Origin of the sequence: Microbacterium sp. LWH10-1.2, from assembly GCF_038397765.1 — a bacterium.
Taxonomy (GTDB): domain Bacteria; phylum Actinomycetota; class Actinomycetes; order Actinomycetales; family Microbacteriaceae; genus Microbacterium; species Microbacterium natoriense.
Genome location: NZ_CP151638.1, coordinates 941,821 through 967,617 on the forward strand (window position 1 = coordinate 941,821; position 25,797 = coordinate 967,617).

The following is a 25,797-nucleotide window of genomic DNA, read 5'->3' on the forward strand; positions in this document are numbered from 1 at the left end:
TCGTCCGTCGCGAGCAGAGCGGATGCCGTTCACCCCGAGTCACGCGCTGGTCGCACTGCCGTTCGTGCGCACGCCGCTCGTGCCGTCGGCGATCGCGATAGGTGCGATGGCGCCCGATCTGCCCCTGTTCCTCCGTGGAACGGGGCTGGACTACGGGTTCGCTCACACCTACGCGAACGTGATCTGGACGGCGCTCGTCGCATTCGCGCTGTTCCTGATCTGGCGAGTCGTGCTGCGCCCGGCCGTTCCGGAGCTCTCACCGGTCTGGTTGGCGCGTCGGCTTCCCGCGAGCTGGGATGACCGGGGCCTCCCCGCGCTGCGGAAGGCGATCGGCAATGGCGAGTCGCGCTTCTTCCCCCTGCTCCTCGCGGCCTCGCTGATCCTCGGCGTCCTGTCCCACATCCTCTGGGACTCCTTCACGCACGAGGGGCGGTGGGGTGTCGAGGTGCTGCCGGCGCTCGATCGGATGTGGGGACCGCTGACGGGGTTCAAATGGCTGCAGTACGGCTCGGGGGCGGGCGCGCTGGTCATCATCGGCGTCTGGGCGATCCTTCGAGTGACCAGAGCCGTGCCCCGAGAGAGCATCGTGCGGGTGCTCCCTTCGGCCGTGCGGATCTCCTGGTGGCTGTCGCTCCCGATCATCGTCGTCACGGCGTGGACCATCGGGTTCGCGGCCTACGGTCCGTTCACTGATGACTTCACCCTGCAGCATCTCGCCTATCGGGTGCTCCCACCGGCCTGTGCGGTGTGGGGTGCGCTGACCGTGATCCTCTGCCTGCTGCTGCCGGTGTTCCGCGGTCGTCACCAGCGGGGCTGATCCACGCCCCACTCGTGCGGGGCACGGAAGTCGAGCCCGGGAAGCGCGGGTCGCGCGGTGGCGAGTCGACGCCCTCCGATGTCGAAGTGCGCCGTATGGGGTGCGGGGTCGACGTCGCGTTCCGGCGCGGGTTCCGCGTTCCGCGGCATCCCGAGAAGCTCGGCGGCGATGCGACGCAAGGAGGTTCGCACCTGCCAGGTGCCGCCGTCTCGTCGTCGCCGATCGAGCAGCGCGACGACGGATGCGGCGAGCAGATAGCCCGCACTGTGGTCGAGTGCCTGCGCGGGAAGCGCCCCCGGACGGTCGCCGTCCACCGACTCGACGAGCGCGATGCCTGACTCGGCCTGCACCAGGCTGTCGAAACCGGCGCGCTCAGGGTGGTCGACACCCCAGGCGCTGAGCTGGGCGACGACGAGCCCTGGGTACCGCTCGGCGAGGGCATCTGCGGAGAGGCCGAGTCGATCCAGTGCCGCGGGGCGGTATCCGAGCACGACGACGTCCGCCTGGGCGAGGAGCGCGTGCAACTCGGACGAGCGGGCGTCGAGCAGGGCCGACCTTTTGCCGTGGCCGGTGTCGAAGTGCTGCCATTCGGGTTCCGGCAGGTGCGGCGGATCGATACGGAGGACGTCGGCGCCGAGGAGCGCGAGCGTGCGAGTGCAGACGGGGCCGGCGATCACGCGGGTGAGGTCGAGGACGCGGATGTCCGAGAGCGGGAGCGCGCGGACGGGGGAGAGGGGGAGATCCGGAGCAAGGGGTGCTCGACCGGGGCCCTCGACACCGCGGACGTCCAGCAGGGGAGTGCTGCGCAGCGCGGCATCCTCGATCGGCCGCTCGGTGGAGACGACCACGGCGAGACCTCCCTCGGAGGAGATCGCGGTGGCAGCCTCCGTCGAGGTCCGCTCGGCGAAAGCGGAGGAGATCGCGTCGAGGTCGGTGATCCCGAGACCCCGCAGCAGCGCCTCGGCGTGGTGGCGGTAGTTCCCGTGGGTGCGCACCCACCCGTCGCAGGAGCGCCAGAACCCGGAGTACGGCGACCAGACCGACGGAGCCGTGCCGTCGACGGTCAGCAGGCGGTCGCTCCGGTAGGAGAAGGCGATCCGGTCAGGGTCGAGCTCTGCGCTGATCCCCGCCACAGAGGCCACCGAGGCGACGCTCGCCCAGGCGAGATCCGCGGTCGCCAAGCGGGAGGGCAGGGGTACGCGGTGTGCCGGCGCGGGAATCGGGACCGACGCGTGATCCATGCCGAGCTCGGTGAGAACGCGATCGCGCAGGGCCTGGTCCGGCCGGGGAAGGAGGGGCGCAGACATGAGCCGATCGTACTCCGCGGCGCGTTCGACTCCGGATTCTCGATCTGGTCAGGGGGAAACAGCGGGACCGGCGACGACGACACGCCCGAGGGGTACGGCCCGATTTGCCGGAACCCCGGAATCCGCGTAACTTATTACTTGTTCGCCCCACAGGGAAGCGGAGAGGCCGAGAGCTTCACCCCCCTCAAGCGGAGAACCACCTCCCGATCCTCTCACTTGTGAGATCAGACGCTTGCGTCTAGGATGGGAGGTCCACCCCTTCTGCGGCTGTCTCCAGCTGCGCGGCGGATCTCAGATCCGCTCGACGCGCTGATTTGACAAGCGAGGCGGGGTGGATAAGCTAGTGAAGTTGCCTCGGCGCCCTGAGCGGTGAGGCTGCGAATCTGGTTCTGAGCCTCACGGCGTGTCGATTTGACAAGCCGAGCAGGACAGGTAAGATTGAGAAGTTGCCCTTCGGGCCTGGTTGTGATGACTGGGTCGGGGGAGCGTCCGATCCTTGAGAACTCAACAGCGTGCACTTGTCAAATGCCAAATAACCTCGATCTAGCTTCGGCTAGGTGAGATTCCTTTGGATCAAAGACCAGCCCTTCTTTTGGGGGGTTGGCATTCGGATGAAGTCAGCAATGAATTTGTCTCTTTGGTCAGCATCAAACTCGCTGCGTCACCGTTTTCCCGGTGGGGTATGCATTTCTTTTTTACGGAGAGTTTGATCCTGGCTCAGGATGAACGCTGGCGGCGTGCTTAACACATGCAAGTCGAACGGTGAAGCAGAGCTTGCTCTGTGGATCAGTGGCGAACGGGTGAGTAACACGTGAGCAACCTGCCCCTGACTCTGGGATAAGCGCTGGAAACGGCGTCTAATACTGGATACGAACAAGAATCGCATGGTTACTTGTTGGAAAGATTTTTTGGTTGGGGATGGGCTCGCGGCCTATCAGCTTGTTGGTGAGGTAATGGCTCACCAAGGCGTCGACGGGTAGCCGGCCTGAGAGGGTGACCGGCCACACTGGGACTGAGACACGGCCCAGACTCCTACGGGAGGCAGCAGTGGGGAATATTGCACAATGGGCGGAAGCCTGATGCAGCAACGCCGCGTGAGGGATGACGGCCTTCGGGTTGTAAACCTCTTTTAGCAGGGAAGAAGCGAAAGTGACGGTACCTGCAGAAAAAGCGCCGGCTAACTACGTGCCAGCAGCCGCGGTAATACGTAGGGCGCAAGCGTTATCCGGAATTATTGGGCGTAAAGAGCTCGTAGGCGGTTTGTCGCGTCTGCTGTGAAATCCCGAGGCTCAACCTCGGGCCTGCAGTGGGTACGGGCAGACTAGAGTGCGGTAGGGGAGATTGGAATTCCTGGTGTAGCGGTGGAATGCGCAGATATCAGGAGGAACACCGATGGCGAAGGCAGATCTCTGGGCCGTAACTGACGCTGAGGAGCGAAAGGGTGGGGAGCAAACAGGCTTAGATACCCTGGTAGTCCACCCCGTAAACGTTGGGAACTAGTTGTGGGGTCCATTCCACGGATTCCGTGACGCAGCTAACGCATTAAGTTCCCCGCCTGGGGAGTACGGCCGCAAGGCTAAAACTCAAAGGAATTGACGGGGACCCGCACAAGCGGCGGAGCATGCGGATTAATTCGATGCAACGCGAAGAACCTTACCAAGGCTTGACATATACGAGAACGGGCCAGAAATGGTCAACTCTTTGGACACTCGTAAACAGGTGGTGCATGGTTGTCGTCAGCTCGTGTCGTGAGATGTTGGGTTAAGTCCCGCAACGAGCGCAACCCTCGTTCTATGTTGCCAGCACGTAATGGTGGGAACTCATGGGATACTGCCGGGGTCAACTCGGAGGAAGGTGGGGATGACGTCAAATCATCATGCCCCTTATGTCTTGGGCTTCACGCATGCTACAATGGCCGGTACAAAGGGCTGCAATACCGCGAGGTGGAGCGAATCCCAAAAAGCCGGTCCCAGTTCGGATTGAGGTCTGCAACTCGACCTCATGAAGTCGGAGTCGCTAGTAATCGCAGATCAGCAACGCTGCGGTGAATACGTTCCCGGGTCTTGTACACACCGCCCGTCAAGTCATGAAAGTCGGTAACACCTGAAGCCGGTGGCCTAACCCTTGTGGAGGGAGCCGTCGAAGGTGGGATCGGTAATTAGGACTAAGTCGTAACAAGGTAGCCGTACCGGAAGGTGCGGCTGGATCACCTCCTTTCTAAGGAGCATCTGACACCTCTTGTAGGTGTCCAGAACCCAGATCGAAGGCATACGTTCTTCGCTGGGAGCTCATGGGTGGAACATTTGACATGGCATCGAGATCTTTTCTCGGAATGAGTACGCCGCTTGCGGTGGGAAAGTTCTGGGGGGAGGGGTCGGTGTCTGCACGCTGTTGGGTCCTGAGGGACCGGACGTCGTGGCCTTTCGGGGTTGCGTGTCTGTACCTCTGGGCCTCTTGTTGTTTCCCCTGGTGGGAAGTGGTGAGGGGTACCGCCCGTACTTTGAGAACTACACAGTGGACGCGAGCATCTTGCAACAGCCTTCGGGTTGTTGCGATAGATGATCTTAAAGATCATTAGTCAATTTCTGATCCCGCCTTCGGGTGGGGTCGAGTTTTGATTCAAACTCATGTGATTTCAAGTCTTTAAGAGCAAACGGTGGATGCCTTGGCATCTGGAGCCGAAGAAGGACGTAGCAATCTGCGATAAGCCTCGGGGAACTGATAAGCAAGTTTTGATCCGAGGGTGTCCGAATGGGGAAACCCCGCTGGGCGGCGTGCCGACCTAGTGACTCCCGCCTGAATATATAGGGCGGGTAGAGGGAACGTGGGGAAGTGAAACATCTCAGTACCCACAGGAAGAGAAAGCAACCGCGATTCCGTTAGTAGTGGCGAGCGAAACCGGAACAGGCTAAACCTAGCGTGTGTGATAGCCGGCAGGCGTTGCACGTTGGGGGTTGTGGGACTTTTCAGTCATCTCTGCCGAGGTGGCGGCGTTACACGATGGTATAGACGAACGGTCTTGAAAGGCCGGTCATAGAGGGTGCCAACCCCGTAGTCGAAATGCCAACCGTGGCGCGAAGAGTATCCCAAGTAGCACGGGGCCCGTGAAATCCCGTGTGAATCTGTCAGGACCACCTGATAAGCCTAAATACTCCCAGATGACCGATAGCGGACAAGTACCGTGAGGGAAAGGTGAAAAGTACCCCGGGAGGGGAGTGAAATAGTACCTGAAACCGTTTGCTTACAAACCGTTGGAGCACCCCTGGTAGGTGTGACAGCGTGCCTTTTGAAGAATGAGCCTGCGAGTTAGCGATATGTGGCGAGGTTAACCCGTGTGGGGTAGCCGTAGCGAAAGCGAGTCTGAATAGGGCGATTCAGTCGCATGTCCTAGACCCGAAGCGAAGTGATCTATCCATGGCCAGGTTGAAGCGACGGTAAGACGTCGTGGAGGACCGAACCCACTTAGGTTGAAAACTGAGGGGATGAGCTGTGGATAGGGGTGAAAGGCCAATCAAACTTCGTGATAGCTGGTTCTCTCCGAAATGCATTTAGGTGCAGCGTTGCGTGTTTCTTGCCGGAGGTAGAGCTACTGGATGGCCGATGGGCCCTACAAGGTTACTGACGTCAGCCAAACTCCGAATGCCGGTAAGTGAGAGCGCAGCAGTGAGACTGTGGGGGATAAGCTTCATAGTCGAGAGGGAAACAACCCAGACCACCAACTAAGGTCCCAAAGCGCGTGCTAAGTGGGAAAGGATGTGGAGTTGCTGTGACAACCAGGAGGTTGGCTTAGAAGCAGCCACCCTTGAAAGAGTGCGTAATAGCTCACTGGTCAAGTGATTCCGCGCCGACAATGTAACGGGGCTCAAGCACGCCACCGAAGTTGTGGCATTGACATTATTGGTAGGCCTTCGTGGTCCAGCCGTGTTGATGGGTAGGAGAGCGTCGTGTGGCCAGCGAAGCGGCGGTGTAAACCAGCCGTGGAGGCTACACGAGTGAGAATGCAGGCATGAGTAGCGAAAGACGTGTGAGAAACACGTCCTCCGAAAGACCAAGGGTTCCAGGGTCAAGCTAATCTTCCCTGGGTAAGTCGGGACCTAAGGCGAGGCCGACAGGCGTAGTCGATGGACAACGGGTTGATATTCCCGTACCGGCGAAGAACCGCCCAAACTAATCCAGTAGTGCTAAGTATCTGAATCCTCACATTGGATCCTTCGGGATCCGCCGTGGGGCCTAGCGTACGACCCCATGCTGGTGCGGTTAGCGTATTAACAGGTGTGACGCAGGAAGGTAGTCCAAGCCAGGCGATGGTTGTCCTGGTGCAAGTGCGTAGGCCGAGAGATAGGCAAATCCGTCTCTCACATAGGCTGAGACACGATGCGGATAAAAAGTGGATGATCCTATGCTGCCAAGAAAAGCATCGACGCGAGGTTCTAGCTGCCCGTACCCCAAACCGACTCAGGTGGTCAGGTAGAGAATACCAAGGAGATCGAGAGAATCGTGGTTAAGGAACTCGGCAAAATGCCCCCGTAACTTCGGGAGAAGGGGGGCCATCCACTTATACGGATTTACTCCGAAAAGGGTGTGGTGGCCGCAGAGACTAGTGGGTAGCGACTGTTTACTAAAAACACAGGTCCGTGCCAAGTCGCAAGACGATGTATACGGACTGACGCCTGCCCGGTGCTGGAAGGTTAAGAGGACCGGTTAGCCGCAAGGCGAAGCTGAGAATTTAAGCCCCAGTAAACGGCGGTGGTAACTATAACCATCCTAAGGTAGCGAAATTCCTTGTCGGGTAAGTTCCGACCTGCACGAATGGCGTAACGACTTCCCAACTGTCTCAACCGCGAACTCGGCGAAATTGCATTACGAGTAAAGATGCTCGTTACGCGCAGCAGGACGGAAAGACCCCGTGACCTTTACTACAGCTTGGTATTGGTGTTCGGTGTGGCTTGTGTAGGATAGGTGGGAGACTGTGAAGCAGGGACGCTAGTTCTTGTGGAGTCATTGTTGAAATACCACTCTGGTCACTCTGGATATCTAACTTCGAACCGTAATCCGGTTCAGGGACAGTGCCTGGTGGGTAGTTTAACTGGGGCGGTTGCCTCCCAAAAAGTAACGGAGGCGCCCAAAGGTTCCCTCAACCTGGTTGGCAATCAGGTGTCGAGTGTAAGTGCACAAGGGAGCTTGACTGTGAGACTGACAGGTCGAGCAGGGACGAAAGTCGGGACTAGTGATCCGGCAGTGGCTTGTGGAAGCGCTGTCGCTCAACGGATAAAAGGTACCTCGGGGATAACAGGCTGATCTTGCCCAAGAGTCCATATCGACGGCATGGTTTGGCACCTCGATGTCGGCTCGTCGCATCCTGGGGCTGGAGTAGGTCCCAAGGGTTGGGCTGTTCGCCCATTAAAGCGGTACGCGAGCTGGGTTTAGAACGTCGTGAGACAGTTCGGTCCCTATCCGCTGCGCGCGTAGGAAGTTTGAGAGGATCTGACCCTAGTACGAGAGGACCGGGTTGGACGAACCTCTGGTGTGTCAGTTGTTCCGCCAGGAGCACCGCTGATTAGCTACGTTCGGGATGGATAACCGCTGAAAGCATCTAAGCGGGAAGCCGGCCTCAAGATGAGACTTCCATACCTTCGGGTGAGAGGCTCCCAGCCAGACTACTGGGTTGATAGGCCAGATGTGGAAGTGCAGTAATGCATGCAGCTGACTGGTACTAATAAGCCGATGACTTGATAACACACCGTTTGTAGGTGCTACGCGTCCACTGAGTGGTTCTCGATGTACGGTCGAGAACCACACAACACACACGAACTTTTTCGTGCACATGTTGTGTACTGATTGAAACATCAATAGTGTTTCGGCGGCCATAGCGTGAGGGAAACGCCCGGTTACATTCCGAACCCGGAAGCTAAGCCTCACAGCGCCGATGGTACTGCAGGGGGGACCCTGTGGGAGAGTAGGACACCGCCGGACTCCTTTTAGTCAAAATGGCCACCCATCGCTGGGTGGCCATTTTGCATATACACGAACAAAACAGGGAGCATCATGTCGGAAGAGGAAGAGCGCCGTCCGCGTCGCAACGATAGCGGACCGCGCGGAGACCGATCTTCCGGCGGAGGTTCCCCCCGCAACGGCGGTGCTCCTCGTCGTGAGGGTGGTTACAGCCGTGATGGTGGTGCTCCTCGTCGCGAGGGTGGCTATAACCGTGATGGTGGTGCGCCCCGTCGTGAGGGTGGTTACAACCGCGACGGTGGTGCTCCTCGTCGCGAGGGTGGTTACAGCCGTGATGGTGGTGCTCCTCGTCGCGAGGGTGGCTATAACCGTGATGGTGGTGCGCCCCGTCGTGAGGGTGGTTACAACCGCGACGGTGCAGCGCCCCGTCGCGAAGGCGCTTACACCCGTGATGGTGGTGCCCCTCGTCGTGAGGGTGGCTATAACCGTGATGGTGGTGCGCCTCGTCGTGAGGGTGGTTACAGCCGTGATGGTGGTGCTCCTCGTCGTGAGGGTGGCTATAACCGTGATGGTGGTGCTCCTCGTCGTGAGGGTGGCTATAACCGTGATGGTGCAGCGCCCCGTCGTGAGGGTGGCTATAACCGTGATGGTGGTGCCCCGCGCCGTGATGGTGGTTACAACCGCGACGGTGCAGCGCCCCGCCGCGAAGGCGGTTACAACCGTGATGGTGGTGCTCCTCGTCGCGAGGGTGGCTATAACCGTGATGGTGGTGCCCCGCGCCGTGATGGTGGTGCCCCGCGCCGTGATGGTGGTGCCCCGCGCCGTGATGGTGGTGCCCCGCGCCGTGAGGGTGGTTACAATCGCGACGGTGCAGCGCCTCGTCGCGATGGCGGCTACAACCGTGACGGTGGTGCCCCGCGCCGTGAGGGCGGGTTCAACCGTGATGGTGGAGCGCCTCGCCGCGATGGTGGGTACAACCGTGATGGTGGTGCTCCTCGTCGTGAAGGTGGGTACAACCGTGACGGTGGTGCCCCGCGCCGTGAGGGCGGGTTCAACCGTGATGGTGGCGCCCCGCGCCGTGAGGGCGGCTACAACCGCGACGGTGGCGCCCCGCGCCGCGATGGTGGCTACAACCGCGACGGTGGCGCCCCGCGCCGCGATGGTGGCTACAACCGTGACGGCGCAGCACCCCGTCGTGAGGGTGGCTACGGCCGTGACAACGATCGTGAACGAAGCAACCGCTCGTTCCCGCAGCGCGGGGGAGCAGGACGTGACAGGACTCCGCAGGCCGGTGGAGACCGTCCGCGGCACAACGATCCGGAGGTGCCCGAGGACGTCACCGCTCGCGATCTGCACCCGTCTGCCCGCAACGAGCTCAAGACGTTGAGCAAGGAGAACGCCGAGCGGGTCGCGCGGCATCTCGCGATGGCGTCTCGTCTCATCGATGAAGACCCCCAGCTCGCGCACGAGCACGCTCTTGCCGCGTCGCGGAGCGCAGGACGCATTGCGATCGTCCGCGAGACTCTCGGCATCACCGCATACGCGACCGAGGACTTCGCGCTCGCGCTGCGTGAGCTCCGGACCTATCGTCGTATCTCCGGCAATGACGACCAGATCGCGCTCATGGTCGACAGCGAGCGCGGCATCGGGCGGCCCGACCGCGCTCTCGAGACCGGTCGAGCCGTCGACCGCACGTCGCTTGCAACCCCGGTGCGGGTCGCCCTCGCAATCGCGATGTCCGGCGCCCGCCTCGACCAGGGAGACCTCGAACTCGCCCTCGGCGAGCTGGAGATCCCCGAGCTCGACCCTGATCGTGCCTTCGACTGGAGCCCCGCCCTCTTCGCAGCCCGCGCGGCCGTGCTGGAGGACCTCGGTCGCACCGAGGAAGCCGAGTTCTGGATGAAGCGAGCCGAAGTCGCCGCAGAGGCTCTGGGCATCGATGAGGCCGGCGACGAGGAGATCTTCGTCGAGGATCACCTGATCGAGGACGAAGACGAAGACGACACTGCAGGTGATGACGCTGATGACGCTGATGACGCAGCTGACGCAGCTGACGCAGCTGACGCTGATGACGCTGATGACGCAGCTGACGCTGATGACGCTGATGACGCAGCTGATGCTGATGACGCAGCTGACGCAGCTGATGCTGATGACGCAGCTGATGCTGATGACGCAGCTGACGCAGCTGACGCAGCCGATGTCGATGCCGACGCAGACACCGCGAGCACTGACGCCGTTGTAGACGACGCAGCCGACTCCGACGTACCTGGGGATGGCGCGGCCGAGCCGTCCGTCGAGGATGAGGTCCGGGAGCTCCTCGGCGAAGACGACGACGCGCAGGCGGCAGAAGACCAGGAGGACGACTCCGCAGGCGACGGCCAGAGCGCCTGATGGGGTTGTTCTCGAAGAAGCAGTCGCTGCGCACGCCGCTGGACGGGGTCGATACCGTCCTCGCCGATCTCGACGGCGTGGTCTACGCCGGTCCTGGTGCCCTGCCGTACGCGGTGGAGAGCCTGAACCGGGCGGCGGAGCATGCACGTCTCGGCTACATCACGAACAACGCGTCCCGGACGGATGCCTCGGTCGCCGAGCACCTCACCGGGCTGGGTCTCACGGTGGCTCCGTCTGATGTGGTCACGAGCCCGCAGGCCGCCATGCGCCTGCTCACGACCATGGTCCCCGCTCCGGCGACGATCATGGTCGTCGGCGGTGACGGCCTCGTCGACGAGGTGCAGAAGGCGGGCTACGTCGTGACCCGCAGCGCGGAGGATGCTCCGGCCGCTGTGGTGCAGGGGTTCGCCCCCGAGGTCGCATGGACGGATCTCGCCGAGGCGGCCTTCGCGCTGAAGCTCCCTGAAGACGAGGGCGGCATCCCGTGGATCGCCACGAACACCGACTGGACGATTCCGCGTGAACGCGGCGTCGCCCCGGGCAACGGCACGCTGGTCTCGGCTGTGCACACTGCCATCGGTCGGCTCGCGACCGTCGCGGGCAAGCCAGAGGTGCCCATCTTCGAGGAGGCGAAGGCGCGTTTCGACGCGCATCAGGCGCTCTTCATCGGCGACCGACTGGACACCGACATCCTCGGCGCCGTGCGTGCGGGAATCGACTCCGCTCTGGTGCTCACGGGGATCGATCGGCCCAAGCACGTTCTCGCCGCCCCCGAGGGGTCTCGTCCCACGTACATCCTGAGCGATCTCCGCGAGCTTCACGAACCCTATCCGGAGAGTGTGCAGCGCGATGGCGGACACTGGGTCAACGGCGCCGGCGTGCGCGTGACCGGGGGAGACGTCGAGATCCTCGCCGAGGGCGACGCGCAGATCGACCTGCTCCGCGCCGGAGCATCCGCGATCTGGGCCTCCGGAACGCCGGTGTTCGTGCTGCGCGTCCCCGAACGTCTGTACGAGGATCCTTTCCACCGACCCTGACGTGGCGCGGACGGCGTGTCCGACCTCCCGCGTACAGTAGAAGCGTGAGCGAAGAGACGACTGCGCCGACTGACGGCCTGTGGAGCCGCCTGCGTCTGATCGAAGGACAGCCGCTCGCCGATCGCGCAGAGGCGTACTCGGCACTGCACGAAGACCTGTCACGTCGTCTGGAGAGCGGAGCCAAGCTCGACCAGCGCGAGACCACGGCGTCCCGATGACACGACTGGATGCCGCCCTCGCCGCGCGAGGCCTCGCCCGCTCGCGCTCGCACGCGGCCACTCTGATCGCGGAGGGCCTGGTCAGCGTCGACGGACGTCCCACCGTGAAGGCCTCGACGCCCGTAGCCGACTCGGCGGAGATCACCGTCGCCGGGGCCGATCACTACGTCGGTCGGGCCGCGCACAAGCTCATCGCGGGACTCGACGGCTTCGGCATCGCCGTCGACGGACGACTCGCCCTCGACATGGGAGCCTCCACCGGCGGATTCACGCAGGTGCTGCGCGAGCGCGGAGCCCGGCGCGTTCTCGCGGTCGACGTCGGCCACGATCAGCTCGCGGCATCCATCGCCGCGGATCCCGGTGTCGTGCTCGTCGAGGGGTACAACGTCCGGCACATGACTCCCGAGAACCTCGCCGCGGCGACGGGGGAGTCCGCGCGCCCCGATCTCGTCGTCGGCGACCTCTCCTTCATCTCGCTCGAACTCGTGCTCCCGGCGGTCGCCGGGGTCGCCGCCCCCGATTCCGACATCGTGCTTCTCGTGAAGCCGCAGTTCGAAGTCGGGCGCACCGCCGTGCGCGGAGGGCTCGTCACCGACCCGGCGACCAGGGCGGATGCCGTGGCCCGAACGGTGTGGAGCGCCTGGGACGCCGGACTCGGGATGCTCGGCATCCTTCCGTCGCCCCTGCTGGGCACCCATGGCAACACCGAGTATCTGGTCCACCTCGCACCCGGTCGGGGCAGCGATCCGTCAGAATGGTCAGACCGCATCAACGCACTGGCAGGGAGTCGATGAACGAGCGCAGCATCCTGGTCGTCGCCCATGCGGGCCGTGAGGACACGGTCCATGCCGCGCGGCGTGTCGTCGATGCCCTGCGAGAAGCGGGCGCTCGCCCCGTGCTCGCGGCCGACGACAGTGCGGATCTCTCCGCCGTGGATCCGATGTTCGCGGATGTCGACGTTCTCGGGAAGACGGTCGACCAGGCCGAGCTCGAGCTCGCCATCGTCCTCGGCGGCGACGGCACGATCCTGCGCGCGGCAGAGCTCGTGCGCGGGTGCGCGGCCCCCGTTCTCGGCATCAACATGGGACACGTCGGATTCCTCGCGGAGATCGACCGAGACGACATGGACGACGCGGTGCGCCGTGTGATCGCGAGGGACTACGAGGTCGAGGAGCGTCTCGCGCTCTCCGTGCGCGTGAAGGACTCCGCGGGGGCGGTGATCTACGAGACCTGGGCGCTGAATGAGGCGACGGTCGAGAAGGCCAGCCGTGAGCGGATGATCGAGGTCGTGCTCGAGATCGACGGACTTCCGCTGTCGAGCTTCGGCTGCGACGGCATGGTCGTGTCCACGCCGACCGGTTCCACGGCCTACAACTTCTCCGCCGGCGGGCCCGTGATCTGGCCCAGCGTCGAGGCGATCGCGGTGATCCCGCTGTCGGCGCATGCGCTCTTCGCGAAGCCCCTCGTGGTCAGCCCCGATGCGGCCGTCGCGATCGAGATGCTCGAGGGCACCTCCGGCTCGGGCATCCTGTGGTGCGACGGACGCCGCTCACATGAGCTGCCGCCGGGCGCGCGCGTCGTCGTCCGCCGGTCGTCCCGCCCCGTGCGGCTCGCGCGTCTGCACCCGACGGCGTTCACGAACCGGCTGGTGCGCAAGTTCCAGCTGCCCGTCGCCGGGTGGCGCGGCCAGGATGCGCAGGTGCAGTCGTGATCGAGGAGATGCGGATGCAGGGCCTCGGAGTCATCGCGGACGCGGTGCTGCCCCTCGGCCCTGGTTTCACGGCGATCACCGGTGAGACCGGCGCGGGGAAGACCATGGTCGTCACGGGGCTCGGACTCCTCCTCGGGCAGCGTGCCGATTCGGGCGCCGTCCGTGCCGGCGCCGCTCAGGCCTCCGTCGCCGGGGTGTGGATCGTTCCCGAGACCGGCGACGTGGCCGACATCGTGGCGGATGCCGGGGGCGATCTCGAACCCGTCGGCGCCGGGTCGGCCGAGCTCTACGTGTCGCGCAGCCTCAGCGCCGAGGGGCGCAGCAGAGCCAGCGTCGGTGGGCGCGCGGCACCGGCCGGCGTCCTGTCCGCTCTGGCGGAGGAGCTCGTGGTCGTGCACGGTCAGTCCGAGCAGCTGCGTCTGAAGTCCGCGTCCGCGCAGCGCGATGCCCTGGATCGGTTCGGCGGTGCGCCCATCGCGGAGGCGCTGAGGGCGTATGAGAGCTCCTTCACACGCTGGCGTGCTCTGGACGCGGAGATCACCGACATCACCGAGAATCGCGATCGGCGACTCGAGGAGGCCACGCGTCTGCGCGAGGCGCTGGCGCTGATCGAGGCGACCGCTCCCGAAGCGGGGGAGGACGTGGAGCTGACGGCCAGAGCCGAGCGCCTGGCGAACTCCGAAGAGCTGCGGCTCGCGGCATCCCTCGCCCACACGGCTCTGTCGAGCGAAGAGGGCGATCCCGACGTGTCCGGTCTCATCGGGGAGGCGCGCAGGGTGCTGGAGCGCTCCTCGGATGCGACGTTGACCGAGCTCGCGCAGTCTCTCGCCGATGTCGGCTATCGCGTGGCGGACATCGCGGGACAGCTCTCGGCCTACCTCGCCGACCTCGACGAATCGGGCCCGCATGAACTGGCCGCAGTCGAGGAGCGCAGGGCGGCGCTCGGCGTGCTCGTCCGCGCCCACGGCTCTCTCGAGGACGCGCTGGAGCTGTGGCAGACCGGTTCGGCACGGCTGGCCGAGCTCGATGACGACGGAGACCGGATCGAGCGTCTCGAGGAGGAGCGCGACGCTGCTCGAGCAGAGCTCGACGGCCACGCGCGCACGCTGACGGACGCCCGCGTCGCAGCCGCTTCGCGGCTGGGCGCCGCGGTGAGCGAGGAGTTGCATGCTCTGGCCATGCCTGACGCGCGCCTCGAGGTCTCGGTGAGCGAGGGGGCGGAGACTGCGCACGGACGTGACGACGTCGCGATCCTGCTCGCCCCGCATCCTGGCGCTGAGCCCCGCTCCGTGGCCAAGGGAGCATCGGGCGGCGAGCTGTCCAGGGTGATGCTCGCGATCGAGGTCGTGATCGCCGGAACCGACCCCGTGCCCACCTTCGTGTTCGACGAGGTCGACGCGGGCATCGGAGGCGCCGCCGCGATCGAGGTCGGTCGACGACTCGCCCGACTCGCCGAGAGATCTCAGGTGATCGCGGTGACGCACCTCGCCCAGGTCGCCGCCTTCGCCACGAACCATCTCTCGGTCGTCAAAGCCAATGACGGCGCGGTCACGGCGTCCAGCGTCCGACGCCTGGACGGCCCCGAGCGCGAGGCCGAGATGGCCAGACTGCTGTCCGGACTGACCGATTCGGATGCCGCCCTGACACACGCCCGAGAACTTCTCAGCCTCGGGGCCCCCGCCGCCTGATAGGATCGAAGCCCGTGATGAACTCTTCTTCCGCGGGGCCCAAGAACGACACGACCAAGCACATCTTCGTGACTGGTGGTGTCGTTTCGTCTTTGGGCAAGGGGCTCACGGCGGCCAGCCTGGGCAACCTGCTCACCGCGCGCGGACTGCGCGTCGTGATGCAGAAGCTCGATCCCTATCTGAACGTCGATCCCGGAACGATGAACCCGTTCCAGCACGGTGAGGTGTTCGTCACCGACGACGGTGCGGAGACCGACCTCGACATCGGCCACTACGAGCGCTTCCTCGACATCAACCTGTCGCAGGCGGCCAACGTCACCACCGGCCAGATCTACTCGCAGGTCATCGCGCGCGAGCGCCGCGGGGAGTACCTCGGCGACACGGTGCAGGTCATCCCGCACATCACCGACGAGATCAAGCGCCGCATGCGTCTGCAGGCGACCGAGGAGCCCCGCCCCGACGTGATCATCACCGAGGTCGGCGGCACGGTCGGCGACATCGAGTCGCAGCCGTTCCTCGAGTCCGCGCGCCAGCTCCGTCACGAGCTCGGCCGCGACAGCGTGTTCTTCGTGCACGTGTCGCTGGTGCCGTTCATGGGCGCTTCGGGTGAGCAGAAGACCAAGCCCACCCAGCACTCGGTGGCCGCTCTCCGGCAGGTCGGCATCCAGCCCGACGCGCTGGTGCTGCGCAGCGACCGCCCCGTGAGCGAGAGCAATCGCAACAAGATCGCCCTCATGTGCGACGTCGACGCCGAGGGCGTCATCAACACGGTCGATCTGCCGAGCATCTACGACATCCCGTCGACGCTCAACGAGCAGGGTCTCGACTCCTACATCGTGCGTCGCCTCGGTCTCGACCAGAAGGCGGCGGACGTCGACTGGTCCCGTTGGAACACGGTGCTGCACGCCGTGCACAACCCCAAGCACGAGGTCACGATCGGCCTTGTCGGCAAGTACATCGACCTCCCGGACGCGTACCTCTCTGTGACCGAGGCGCTCAAGGCCGGCGGGTTCGCGCAGGAGACCAAGGTCAACATCCGCTGGATCCCCTCCGACCTGTGCGAGACCCCCGAGGGCGCCAAGGAGCAGCTCTCGCAGCTCGACGGCATCTGCGTGCCCGGCGGCTTCGGCATCCGCGGCATCGAGGGCAAGCTCGGCGCGCTCAAGTTCGCGCGCGAGCAGGGCATCCCGACGCTGGGTCTGTGCCTGGGTCTTCAGTGCATGGTGATCGAGTACGCTCGCGACGTCGCCGGCATCGCCGGTGCATCGTCCAGCGAGTTCGACCCCGAGACCACGGAGCCGGTGATCGCGACGATGGCCGAGCAGATCGAGATCCTCGACGGCGGAGACCTCGGCGGCACCATGCGTCTCGGCCTCTACCAGGCCGCCCTCGCCGAAGGGTCGCTCGCCCGCGAGCTCTACGGCGCCCCTCTCGCCTCCGAGCGTCACCGTCACCGCTACGAGGTGAACAACGCGTACCGTGCGCGCCTCGCGGACGCGGGTCTGGTGTTCTCCGGACTGAACCCCGAGCTCGATCTGGTCGAGTACGTGGAGCTTCCGCGGGATGTGCACCCGTACTACATCGCCACCCAGGCGCACCCGGAGCTGCGCTCGCGTCCGACCGCCCCGCACCCGCTGTTCCGCGGACTGGTGGGAGCGGCGATCGAGCGGCACCGCGCCAGCGAGCTGTTCGACGTCAGCGACGATGCCTGAGCGAACCGGGGGAGTCTCGCCCGAGAGTCTTCAGGACGAGCTGTTCGAGCCCGTGGTCATTGACAGCGAGCTCGTCTACCGCGGCGCGGTCTGGGACGTCCGTTCGGACCGGATCCGCTACGGCGACGGAGAGATCGTCCGCCAGTACATCGATCACACCGGCGCCGTGGCGATCGTCGCGGTCGACGAGGACGACCGCGTGCTGCTGATCCAGCAGTACCGGCATCCGATCCGCCGTCGCGATTGGGAGCTGCCCGCCGGCCTGCTGGATGTGGAGGGCGAGGAGCCGGTGGTCGCCGCGCAGCGTGAGCTGGCGGAGGAGGCCGATCTCCGAGCCGCGCAGTGGGAGCCGCTTCTCAGCGCCTACGCGACACCAGGGGGCAGCAACGAGATCGTGCACTTCTTCCTGGCGACGGGTCTGTCGGAGCTTCCCGATGCGCACGCGCGCGAGGACGAGGAGGCGGACATCCGCGTCGAATGGATCCCTCTGGCGGATGCCGTCGGCGCTGTGCTCGACGGGCGCATGCACAACGCGCTGCTCGCGATCGGCGTGCTCGCGGCCGAACGGCACCGCGCGAGGGCGTAGCCGTGCAGCTCGACCGTGCCCTCGACGCGTACCTGCGTCATGTCACGATCGAGCGCGGGCTCAGCGCGCACACGATCTCCGCGTACCGCCGCGACCTCGGCGGCTACCTCGCGTGGCTCGAGGAAGGCGGAATCACCGACTCCGGTGAGATCTCCCAGGCCGTGGTCGGGCGCTTCATCGCCGAGAGATCCTCGGCGGTCCCTGCTCCCGCGGCGACGAGCCTCGCGCGACTGCAGTCGTCGGTGCGCGGCTGGCATCGCTTCCTCGCTCGAGAGGGCATCGAGCAGGACGATCCGACCGGACGGCTGCGGCCGCCCAAGGCGCCGCGCCGGCTGCCGAAGGCGCTCACGATCGACCAGGTCGAGCGGCTGCTGTCGGCTCCGTCCGGCGAGGATCCCCTCGGCATCCGGGACCGGGCGCTGCTCGAACTCCTCTATGCGACCGGCGCCCGGGTCTCCGAAGCCGTGGGGCTCGACGTCGACGATCTGGCGCACGGCGATGTGCTGCGTCTGCGGGGCAAGGGCTCGAAGGAGCGCATCGTCCCGATCGGCTCGTATGCGCGTGCGGCCGTCGACTCGTATCTGACGAGGGTGCGGCCGGGCCTGGCGGCGAAGGGGAGGGCGTCGGCGAAGCTGTTCCTCGGCGCGCGGGGCGCGCCCCTGTCGAGGCAGAGCGCCTGGCTCGTGATCCGAGCGGCGGCAGAGCATGCCCAGATCACGGCGGAGATCTCGCCGCACACGCTGCGTCACTCCTTCGCGACGCATCTGCTGCAGGGGGGCGCGGATGTGCGCGTCGTGCAGGAGCTCCTCGGCCACGCGTCCGTGGCCACGACCCAGATCTACACGCACGTCTCCGTCGAGGCTCTGCGGGACATCTACGCCACATCTCATCCTCGCGCTGTATAGCGCGGATCGAAATGTCCCCCATATGGGGGACGCGAGCTCTCGCGATGCTCAATTATGCTTTCTCGGTATGCAACCCTCCGGTCGTCGAACCGGGGCCGATGAAGGAGTAACGACATGCGATCCACCGGTCCTCTTGCGGTCCTCGCCGCAGCTGCGCTGGCGCTCACCCTTGCCGGATGCTCGACGGGCGGAGGGAACGGCGGCCTGACCTACGAGGACTCGCCGCTGAGCAAGTACCTCAGCGCCGCCTACGGGGGAGACCTGTCGCCGGAGGAGCAGCAGAAGAAGCTCGACGAGCAGCAGCGCAAGCAGGAAGACCTGATGGCCGAGTGCATGGCCAAGGAGGGCTTCGAGTACAAGCCGAACCTGCAGAACGGCGGCACCGTGATCTCCTCCGGCGAGGACGTCGAGTGGGAGCCCGAGAAGAAGTCCTGGGTCGAGAAGTACGGCTACGGCATCGTGAACAACCCGTTCAGCGAGCAGGGCGAGAGCGACCCCGGCGAGGAGTATGTCGACCCGAACCAGAAGTATCTCGACTCGCTCTCCGAGTCCGAGCGCACCGCGTTCTACGAGACCGCCTACGGCGCTCCTCAGGAGATGGAGGACACGGAAGAGGGCGGCAGCTACGAGTACAACTGGGAGGACGGCGGCTGCCAGGGATGGGCTCAGCACGAGCTGCAGGGCGACGACCCTTGGCAGTCCGACCAGTTCGCCGACCTCCGCGACAAGATGACCGAGCTGTGGTCGACGACGCAGGAGTCGTCTGAGCTCAAGGCGCTGAACGCGAAGTGGGCCTCGTGCATGGCCGACGGCGGCGAGCCCGGGTTCAAGGCTCAGACCGACGCCCAGCAGTCGATCTCCGACGCGCAGAGCAAGATCTACGAGGCCGCGTACGGCGACGGCACGACGGAGATCGACCCGGAGAAGGTCGAAGACCCGAACAAGAGCCCGGAGATGAAGGAGCTCGGTGAGAAGGAGATCGCTCTCGCTCTGGTCGACCTGGGATGCCGCGAGAAGACCTCCTACGCCGACGAGTCGCTGAAGATCCAGTTCGCACGCGAGGAGAAGTTCATCAAGGACAACAAGGCCGACCTCGAGGCGTTCAAGGCCGCTGCCGAGCAGAACAACTGACGCATGAAGGACGACGAGACTCCCACGACAGAGCTGCCCTCCGACTTCTCCGAGATCATCGCGGGTGACGAGACCGCGGATGCCGAGTCCTCCGCCGAGGAGAAGGACGCGGTCGACATGTCACGGGTGAGCGGCTGGCGCCGCATCCTGCGCGGCAACCGCACCCTGTGGATCGTCGCCCTGTGCGCGGTCGTCAGCCTCGTCGCGGGGCTCCTCGTCGGTCGCTTCCTGATCTCGCCCGCCGAGGCCGCGGAGGCGCCGGACGCCGGGCTGGTGACGGTGCCCGTCGAGTTCGGTCCGCTGAGCAACGACGTCACGCTGCGCGCCGACGTCGGCTATGCGGATGCCGTCGACGTGACCATCGACACCTCCGGCGGCGGCGGCAGCGTCGTGACGGGATCCGTCCCCGAGGTCGGCGCGACTCTCAACCCGCTGTCCATCGCTCTCGAGGTGGCCGGACGGCCCGTCATCGTGCTCCCCGGCGACCTCCCGGCCTACCGCACGCTGCGTCTCGGCGTCTCCGGACCCGATGTGCTGCAGCTGAAGCAGGCTCTCGTGAGCGTCGGCATCGATGCGGGCGACGTGGCCTCGAATCTGTTCGACCAGGCGACGGCGAACGCTGTCGGTCAGCTCTACGCCCAGGCGGGCTATCCGACCCCTGCCCCCGAGGAGGGTGCGGGCGATGCCGTCCGCAGCGCGGAGCAGGGCGTCCGTGACGCGCAGAGCAGCGTCACGCAGGCTCAGCAGGCGCTGACTGCGGCGGGAGCGGGACCCACCAAGCTGGAGAGCTGGCAGGCCGACGTCAAGGTCGCGCAGGCCGAGCAGGCCCTCGCTGCGGCGCGGAACTGCACGACTCCGCCCGAGGGCGAGACCTGCCCCAACGTGCAGCAGGCCGAGTGGGATCTGCAGACCGCCAAGCTCGAACGCGACCAGCTGTGGTCGTCGAAGAACACCGGCCCGGAGAAGGCGGCGCTCGACTCCGCCCGCGCCGGCGTCGACTCGGCGAACAAGGCTCTGGAGAGCGCGCGCCAGGCCGTGCTGCCGTTCCTGCCGGCCGGCGAGGTGCTGTTCCTCACCGAGCTCCCGCGGCGAGTGGATGCCGTCAACGTCAAGCGCGGCACCACGATCCAGGGCGCCGTCATGACGGTGTCCGGCGCGACCGTGCGTCTCACGGGCGCCGCGGCCGAGGCCGATGCGCGACTGCTCAAGGTCGGCGCCGAGGCGTCGTTCGAGCTGCCCGACGGCACTCCGCACCATGCGGTCGTCTCGGAGCTGAAGCCGGGCAAGGACAGCAAGGCGCGCTGGGAGGTGCTCTTCGAGCCCGACCCGCTGACCGCCGAGCAGCTGACGCAGCTCCAGGGCAACAACGTCCGCGTTCAGATCGCCGTCGGCGCGACCGAGGGCGACGTGCTGTCGGTGCCCCTCGCGGCGCTGACCGCCGGCCCCGGTGGCGAGTCGCGCGTCGAGGTCGTCGAGTCCGACCCCCGCAAGGGCAAGGACGCGAAGACCCGCACGGTCGTGGTCGAGACGGGTCTCGCGGCGAAGGGAGCCGTGGAGGTGACCCCGGTCGACGGCGACCTCGAGAAGGGCGACCTCGTGGTGGTGGGACGGTGACGGACGAGCAGACCGCGACCGCCGACGCTCCTGAGATCGGCGACGCTCCTGAGGTCGGCGACGCTCTCGAGGATGCCGGCGGGAACGACGAGCTCGTCGTCGAGCTGCGCGACGTCACCCGGTCCTTCCCGGGGCCTCCGGAGGTGCAGGCTCTCAAGGGGGCGACCCTCCAGGTGCGACCGGGGGACTACATCTCGATCGTCGGTCCCAGCGGCTCGGGAAAGTCGACGATGCTCAACATCCTCGGTCTCCTCGACCGCCCCAGCGTGGGGGAGTACCTCCTCGCCGGCGTGCGCACGGGGGACCTCTCCGACGATGAGCGCGCCGCCGTGCGTGCGCAGTTCATCGGCTTCGTGTTCCAGTCATTCCACCTGATGCCCCGGCGGACGGTGCTCGACAACGTGCTGATGCCGATGCTGTACAGCGGAGTGCCCCGCCGCGAGCGCGAATCACGGGCGCGCGAAGCCCTCGCCAGGGTCGGGCTGTCGCACCGCGTCGACTTCTTCCCGAACTCGCTCTCGGGTGGCGAGCGTCAGCGCGTCGCCGTGGCCAGGGCGGTCGTCAGCGGACCGAAGCTGCTCCTCGCCGACGAGCCGACAGGCAACCTCGACCAGCGCACGTCCGGCGAGGTCATGTCACTGTTCGAAGAACTCAACGAAGACGGACTCACTCTCATCGTGATCACGCACGACGACAACGTCGCTCGGCGGGCCCGCCGCAGCATCCGCATCGCCGACGGCCGATTGAGCGAACTGTGATGCGCCTGCCCTGGCGTCGCAAGGCGACAGCGGAGAACGCGGACCAGCCCGAGCAGGGGAGTGCACGCGCCGTCCGCAGGAAGGTCGGCGAGAAGCACGCCGACCGGTTCACCTTCCAGGACCTGGTCGCCGAGGCGACGGCGGACATCGGATCCCGCCCCGCGCGTCTCGTCATGACCATCCTCGGCACGGTGCTGGGCATCGCGTCCCTCGTCGCGACGATCGGGTTCGCCCAGACGGCCGCCGCCCAGATCGCGAGCCAGTTCAACGGCGCAGCGTCGACGCAGGTCGTCGTGACCGCCGCCGAGGCGCAGTCCGGTTCCAAGGGCAAGACCGTCGCCGCCGGCCGCCTCCCGTGGGATTCTCCGGAGCGGGTGCTGCTTCTCGCCGGTGTCGAGAGCGCGACCCTCCTCGGTGAGGTCGAACTCGCCGACGACGAGACGATCACCGCGGTGCCGGTGAACGACCCGTCAGCGGCACCCGCCGCATCGCCGCAGCTGTTCTCGTCGTCTCCCGAGCTTCTCGACACCGCGGAGGGCGAGCTGATCACCGGCCGCTTCTTCGACGCGGGGCACGACTCCAGGGGCGATCGGGTCGCGGTGGTGGGAGACCGGCTCGCCAAGGACATGGGCATCAACCGTGTCGATTCGCAGCCCTCGATCTTCATCGGCGGGGTCGCCTACGCCGTGATCGGCATCGTCGACGGCTTCGAGCGCAAGAGCGAGCTGCGGGATTCGGTGATCATCCCGAACGGAGCCGCACGCGCGGACTTCGGTCTCGCGGTGCCCACCGAGCTCGACATCCGCATCATGGTCGGCGCAGGCCCCCAGGTGGCGGAGCAGTCCGTGCTGGCGCTGCAGCCCGATTCTCCGGACTCGCTGAAGGCGCAGGCGCCGTCGGGCGCATCAGACCTCAGCCAGAACGTGCAGGCGGACGTGAACGTGGTCTTCCTCATCCTCGGAGTGATCGCGCTGCTCGCCGGCGGTCTCGGCATCGCGAACGTGACGCTCCTCGGCGTGATGGAGCGCATCGGCGAGATCGGCCTCCGTCGTGCGCTGGGGGCCACCCGCCGCCAGATCGGCGCGCAGTTCATGGTCGAGTCGATCGTGATCGGCTTCATCGGCGGCCTGATCGGTTCTGCGCTCGGCGTGCTCGCCGTGATCGTGGTGGCTGTGGTCCAGGGGTGGACTCCCGTGACGGACCCGTGGGTCGCCATCGCCGGCGCCGTGCTCGGCGCGATCGTGGGCTGGGGTTCCGGATGGTATCCGGCACGTCGCGCCGCGAGGATCGAGCCCGTCGCGGCACTGCGCGGCGCCTGAGTCGTCTGCGGGTTCGCTCGGCGTTTGTGGTGGTGCTGCGCGTCGGGTGTCGTGTTCTCTGCCCGTCGCGGCTCCGCGCGGCGCCTGAGTCGTATGCGGGTTCGCTCGGCGTTTGTGGTGGTGCTGCACGGCGGGTGTCGTGTTCTCTGCCCGTCGCGGCAGTGCGCGGCGACCGAGTGGCTCATTCGATCGGACGCGCGCCTGTGCGCCGGCATCCGCTCTCCGGGTGCCGACGGCATCCGGCGCCCCGGCATGTCTCGGCGAGCGCTTCTGGTTGAAGGTATGAAGTCAGACCATTGACAGCTGGCGTTCAGGGAGGCCAGAATCGCTGCAACTGCTCCCTCTACTCGAAAGCCAGGTAGCACCCCTATGAGTGACACGACAAAGGCGCCGGACTCACAGCCCATCGATCATGATGCGGCCGCACTCGCAGAGCTCGGCTACAAGCAGGAACTGCACCGCGGCATGTCCGGCTTCTCCAACTTCGCGGTCTCGTTCTCGATCATCTCGATCCTCGCCGGCTGCATCACCTCCTTCAACATCGCGCTGAAGTCCGGCGGTCCGATGGCGATCAACATCGGCTGGCCCCTCGTGGGTGTCTTCGTCCTCTGCGTCGCCCTCGCGATGGCCGAGGTCTGCTCCCGGTACCCCACCGCAGGCGGTCTCTACTTCTGGGCGGGTCGGCTCGCGAAGAAGAACAAGCGCCAGTGGGCGTGGTTCGTCGGCTGGTTCAACTTCCTCGGCGAGGTCGCCGTCACCGCCGCCATCGACTACGGCGCCGCGGCGACGATGATGGCCTTCGCCAACCTGATGTGGGGCGTCGAGGTCAACCCGCTCAACACCTTCGGCCTCTTCATCGTGATCATCGTGATCCACGGTCTGCTCAACACCTTCGGCGTCAATCTCGTCAGCATGCTGTCGAACGTCTCGGCGTGGTGGCACATCGTCGGCGTCCTCATCATCGTCGCGGTGCTGTGGATCATGCCCGCCCACCACCAGGATGTGGCGTGGTCGTTCACGACCTTCCACAACGAGACCGGCTGGACCTTCGGACCGTACGTGTTCCTCATGGGTCTGCTGATGGCGCAGTACACGTACACCGGCTACGACGCCTCGGCGCACGTCGCCGAGGAGACGAAGAACGCCGCTGTCGCCGCCCCCAAGGGCATCGTCATGAGCGTGCTGATCTCGATCATCGGCGGCTGGATCCTGCTCTTCACGATCGTCTCCGCGATCCAGGACGGCAGCGAGGAAGGCCTGTCCACGATCGTCAACACCACCACGGGCTCCGGACCGGCGCAGATCTTCCTCGACGCGCTGAACAACCCCGACGTGGCGAAGTTCCTGCTGTTCATCGTCTGCGGCGCCCAGTTCTTCTGCGGCATGGCGTCGGTCACGGCGAACTCGCGCATGAGTTACGCGTTCTCGCGGGACAACGCCATCCCCGGCTCCCGCCTCTGGGCGCAGGTGAACAAGCGCACCGGCACGCCGACCAACTCGATCTGGCTCTGCGTCGTGCTCTCGATCATCGTCACGCTGCCCGCGCTGTTCAACATCACGGCGTACCTCGCGGTGACCTCGATCGCCGTCATCGGCCTGTACATCGCGTATGTCACGCCTGTGCTGCTGCGCCGCCTGAACAAGGAGTTCACGCCGGGGCCGTGGAGCCTCGGCCGCTGGAGCGCCGTGGTCGGGTGGGTCGCAGTGGTCTGGGTGATCTTCATCGTCATCCTGTTCGTGCTCCCGCCGGTGACGCCGATCACGGTCGACACGTTCAACTACGCGCCCATCGCGGTCGTCGTGGTCGGCGTGCTCGCCGTCGTGCTCTGGTTCGCCTACGGCAAGCGCGACTTCATGAGCGACGCAGAGGCGGCGCACCTCACCAAGGCCGCCGACGAGCTGCTGGAGGAGTGAGGTCGCACGATGACCGATCTGATGGATTCCCCTCTGGTGGATGCTGCACTCCACCCGGTCCGCGGGCACATGGCCTTCGAGTCCTGCGTCGAGCAGCTCGGCTCCGCCATCCAGCTCGGGATCTTCCGGGTGGGGACGAAGCTGCCGGGGGAGCGTGAGCTCGCAGAGAAGCTCAACGTCTCCCGGGCCACGCTCCGGGAGGCCATCAGCGCCCTTCGCGCCGCCGGGTTCGTGTCCACGACCCGGGGGCGCGGAGGGGGCACGGTCGTCGAACCGCTCGCCGAGGTGTGGCCGGCGGGTCAGACCCCGCCGCGCCGTGCCGAGATCGACGACGTGATCGTGTTCCGCGCCGTCATCGAACCCGGAGCCGCCTACCAGGCTGCCCAGCTGGACCTCACCGAGGAGCAGCGGGCTCTGCTGGAGACGAGCCTCGCTGACCTGGCCGAGGCGCAGACTCCGGCCGACTACCGACAGGCCGACGCCCGGTTCCACCTGGCGATCAGCACCGTCTGCGGCTCCGACGAGCTCGCCCGTGCCTGCAGCGGCGTGCAGGTGCGGATCCATCAACTCCTCGCCGAGATCCCCTTCCTGAAGACGAACATCGATCATGCGGAGGACGAGCATCGTGCCATCGTCGCCGCGATCCTGGACGGCGACGCCGTTCGGGCCCGCGACGTGATGACCGCGCACTGCGAGGCCACCGCCGCCCTTCTCAAGGGCCTCCTGAAGTAGGCAAT

The 25,797-nt window shown here is 65.7% G+C and carries 18 protein-coding genes and 3 rRNA genes; 20 read left to right on the plus strand and 1 reads right to left on the minus strand.

The genetic code is table 11. From position 1 onward, the window contains the following. Positions 1 to 22: 22 nt before the first annotated feature. A complete protein-coding gene (locus tag MRBLWH10_RS04455; RefSeq protein ID WP_341941774.1) occupies positions 23 to 817 on the plus strand; it encodes a DUF4184 family protein in 795 nt (264 codons plus the stop codon). Here the strand turns inward: MRBLWH10_RS04455 and MRBLWH10_RS04460 are convergent. Next, complete coding sequence (locus MRBLWH10_RS04460; protein WP_341941775.1) at positions 802 to 2,124, minus strand: CoA transferase; 1,323 nt, start codon at positions 2,122 to 2,124, stop codon at positions 802 to 804. The two genes, MRBLWH10_RS04455 and MRBLWH10_RS04460, sit on opposite strands and share 16 nt — an antisense overlap. Before the next feature lie 694 nt (positions 2,125 to 2,818). On the opposite strand from MRBLWH10_RS04460, the gene MRBLWH10_RS04465 reads away from it, so the two are divergent. The 19 genes from MRBLWH10_RS04465 (at position 2,819) to MRBLWH10_RS04555 (ending at position 25,792) form a co-directional block, all read left to right on the plus strand. Continuing rightward, positions 2,819 to 4,341, plus strand: a 16S ribosomal RNA gene (locus MRBLWH10_RS04465). 416 nt (positions 4,342 to 4,757) lie between these two features. After that, positions 4,758 to 7,861 (plus strand): 23S ribosomal RNA (locus MRBLWH10_RS04470). Positions 7,862 to 7,980: 119 nt separating this feature from the next. Continuing rightward, positions 7,981 to 8,097 (plus strand): 5S ribosomal RNA (gene rrf, locus MRBLWH10_RS04475). Together the 16S, 23S and 5S rRNA genes form the textbook arrangement of a ribosomal RNA operon. Positions 8,098 to 8,260: 163 nt before the next feature. Continuing rightward, complete coding sequence (locus tag MRBLWH10_RS04480) at positions 8,261 to 9,463, plus strand: hypothetical protein (protein WP_341941776.1); 1,203 nt, start codon at positions 8,261 to 8,263, stop codon at positions 9,461 to 9,463. Continuing rightward, positions 9,400 to 10,467 carry a hypothetical protein gene (locus MRBLWH10_RS04485; protein ID WP_341941777.1) on the plus strand — a complete coding sequence of 356 codons (1,068 nt, stop codon included), beginning with the start codon at positions 9,400 to 9,402 and terminating at the stop codon, positions 10,465 to 10,467. The genes MRBLWH10_RS04480 and MRBLWH10_RS04485 overlap by 64 nt, the downstream gene beginning before the upstream one ends. Beyond that, on the plus strand, positions 10,467 to 11,504 hold the full coding sequence (locus MRBLWH10_RS04490) for an HAD-IIA family hydrolase (protein WP_341941778.1): 1,038 nt from the start codon (positions 10,467 to 10,469) through the stop codon (positions 11,502 to 11,504). The genes MRBLWH10_RS04485 and MRBLWH10_RS04490 overlap by 1 nt, the downstream gene beginning before the upstream one ends. 44 nt (positions 11,505 to 11,548) lie before the next feature. Then, positions 11,549 to 11,722 (plus strand): hypothetical protein, encoded by a 174-nt coding sequence (locus tag MRBLWH10_RS04495; protein WP_181155975.1) that lies wholly within the window; start codon positions 11,549 to 11,551, stop codon positions 11,720 to 11,722. Then, positions 11,719 to 12,516, plus strand: a complete 798-nt coding sequence (locus MRBLWH10_RS04500) for a TlyA family RNA methyltransferase (protein ID WP_341941779.1) — start codon at positions 11,719 to 11,721, stop codon at positions 12,514 to 12,516. Before MRBLWH10_RS04495 ends, MRBLWH10_RS04500 begins: the two co-directional genes overlap by 4 nt. Continuing rightward, positions 12,513 to 13,433, plus strand: a complete 921-nt coding sequence (locus MRBLWH10_RS04505) for an NAD kinase (RefSeq protein ID WP_341941780.1) — start codon at positions 12,513 to 12,515, stop codon at positions 13,431 to 13,433. Before MRBLWH10_RS04500 ends, MRBLWH10_RS04505 begins: the two co-directional genes overlap by 4 nt. Beyond that, entirely contained in the window at positions 13,430 to 15,121 is a 1,692-nt protein-coding gene (gene recN, locus MRBLWH10_RS04510; protein ID WP_341941781.1) for a DNA repair protein RecN, read from the plus strand. Before MRBLWH10_RS04505 ends, recN begins: the two co-directional genes overlap by 4 nt. 17 nt (positions 15,122 to 15,138) lie before the next feature. After that, entirely contained in the window at positions 15,139 to 16,833 is a 1,695-nt protein-coding gene (locus tag MRBLWH10_RS04515) for a CTP synthase (protein WP_105676878.1), read from the plus strand. After that, the gene (locus tag MRBLWH10_RS04520) at positions 16,826 to 17,419 is read left to right on the plus strand and encodes an NUDIX hydrolase (protein ID WP_341941782.1); all 594 of its coding nucleotides are present in this window, start codon (positions 16,826 to 16,828) and stop codon (positions 17,417 to 17,419) included. Before MRBLWH10_RS04515 ends, MRBLWH10_RS04520 begins: the two co-directional genes overlap by 8 nt. 2 nt (positions 17,420 to 17,421) lie before the next feature. After that, entirely contained in the window at positions 17,422 to 18,324 is a 903-nt protein-coding gene (xerD, locus tag MRBLWH10_RS04525; RefSeq protein WP_341941783.1) for a site-specific tyrosine recombinase XerD, read from the plus strand. A gap of 114 nt (positions 18,325 to 18,438) precedes the next feature. Next, on the plus strand, positions 18,439 to 19,455 hold the full coding sequence (locus MRBLWH10_RS04530) for a hypothetical protein (RefSeq protein WP_341941784.1): 1,017 nt from the start codon (positions 18,439 to 18,441) through the stop codon (positions 19,453 to 19,455). 3 nt (positions 19,456 to 19,458) lie between these two features. Next, a complete protein-coding gene (locus MRBLWH10_RS04535) occupies positions 19,459 to 21,069 on the plus strand; it encodes a hypothetical protein (RefSeq protein ID WP_341941785.1) in 1,611 nt (536 codons plus the stop codon). A gap of 35 nt (positions 21,070 to 21,104) precedes the next feature. Next, a complete protein-coding gene (locus MRBLWH10_RS04540; protein ID WP_105676889.1) occupies positions 21,105 to 21,827 on the plus strand; it encodes an ABC transporter ATP-binding protein in 723 nt (240 codons plus the stop codon). Beyond that, positions 21,827 to 23,146: an ABC transporter permease gene (locus MRBLWH10_RS04545; RefSeq protein ID WP_341941786.1), complete on the plus strand. Its 1,320-nt coding sequence runs from the start codon at positions 21,827 to 21,829 to the stop codon at positions 23,144 to 23,146. The genes MRBLWH10_RS04540 and MRBLWH10_RS04545 overlap by 1 nt, the downstream gene beginning before the upstream one ends. Before the next feature lie 369 nt (positions 23,147 to 23,515). After that, complete coding sequence (locus MRBLWH10_RS04550; protein WP_341941787.1) at positions 23,516 to 25,060, plus strand: amino acid permease; 1,545 nt, start codon at positions 23,516 to 23,518, stop codon at positions 25,058 to 25,060. Positions 25,061 to 25,069: 9 nt separating this feature from the next. Continuing rightward, positions 25,070 to 25,792 carry an FCD domain-containing protein gene (locus MRBLWH10_RS04555; protein WP_105676869.1) on the plus strand — a complete coding sequence of 241 codons (723 nt, stop codon included), beginning with the start codon at positions 25,070 to 25,072 and terminating at the stop codon, positions 25,790 to 25,792. The last annotated feature ends 5 nt before the right edge of the window (positions 25,793 to 25,797 follow it).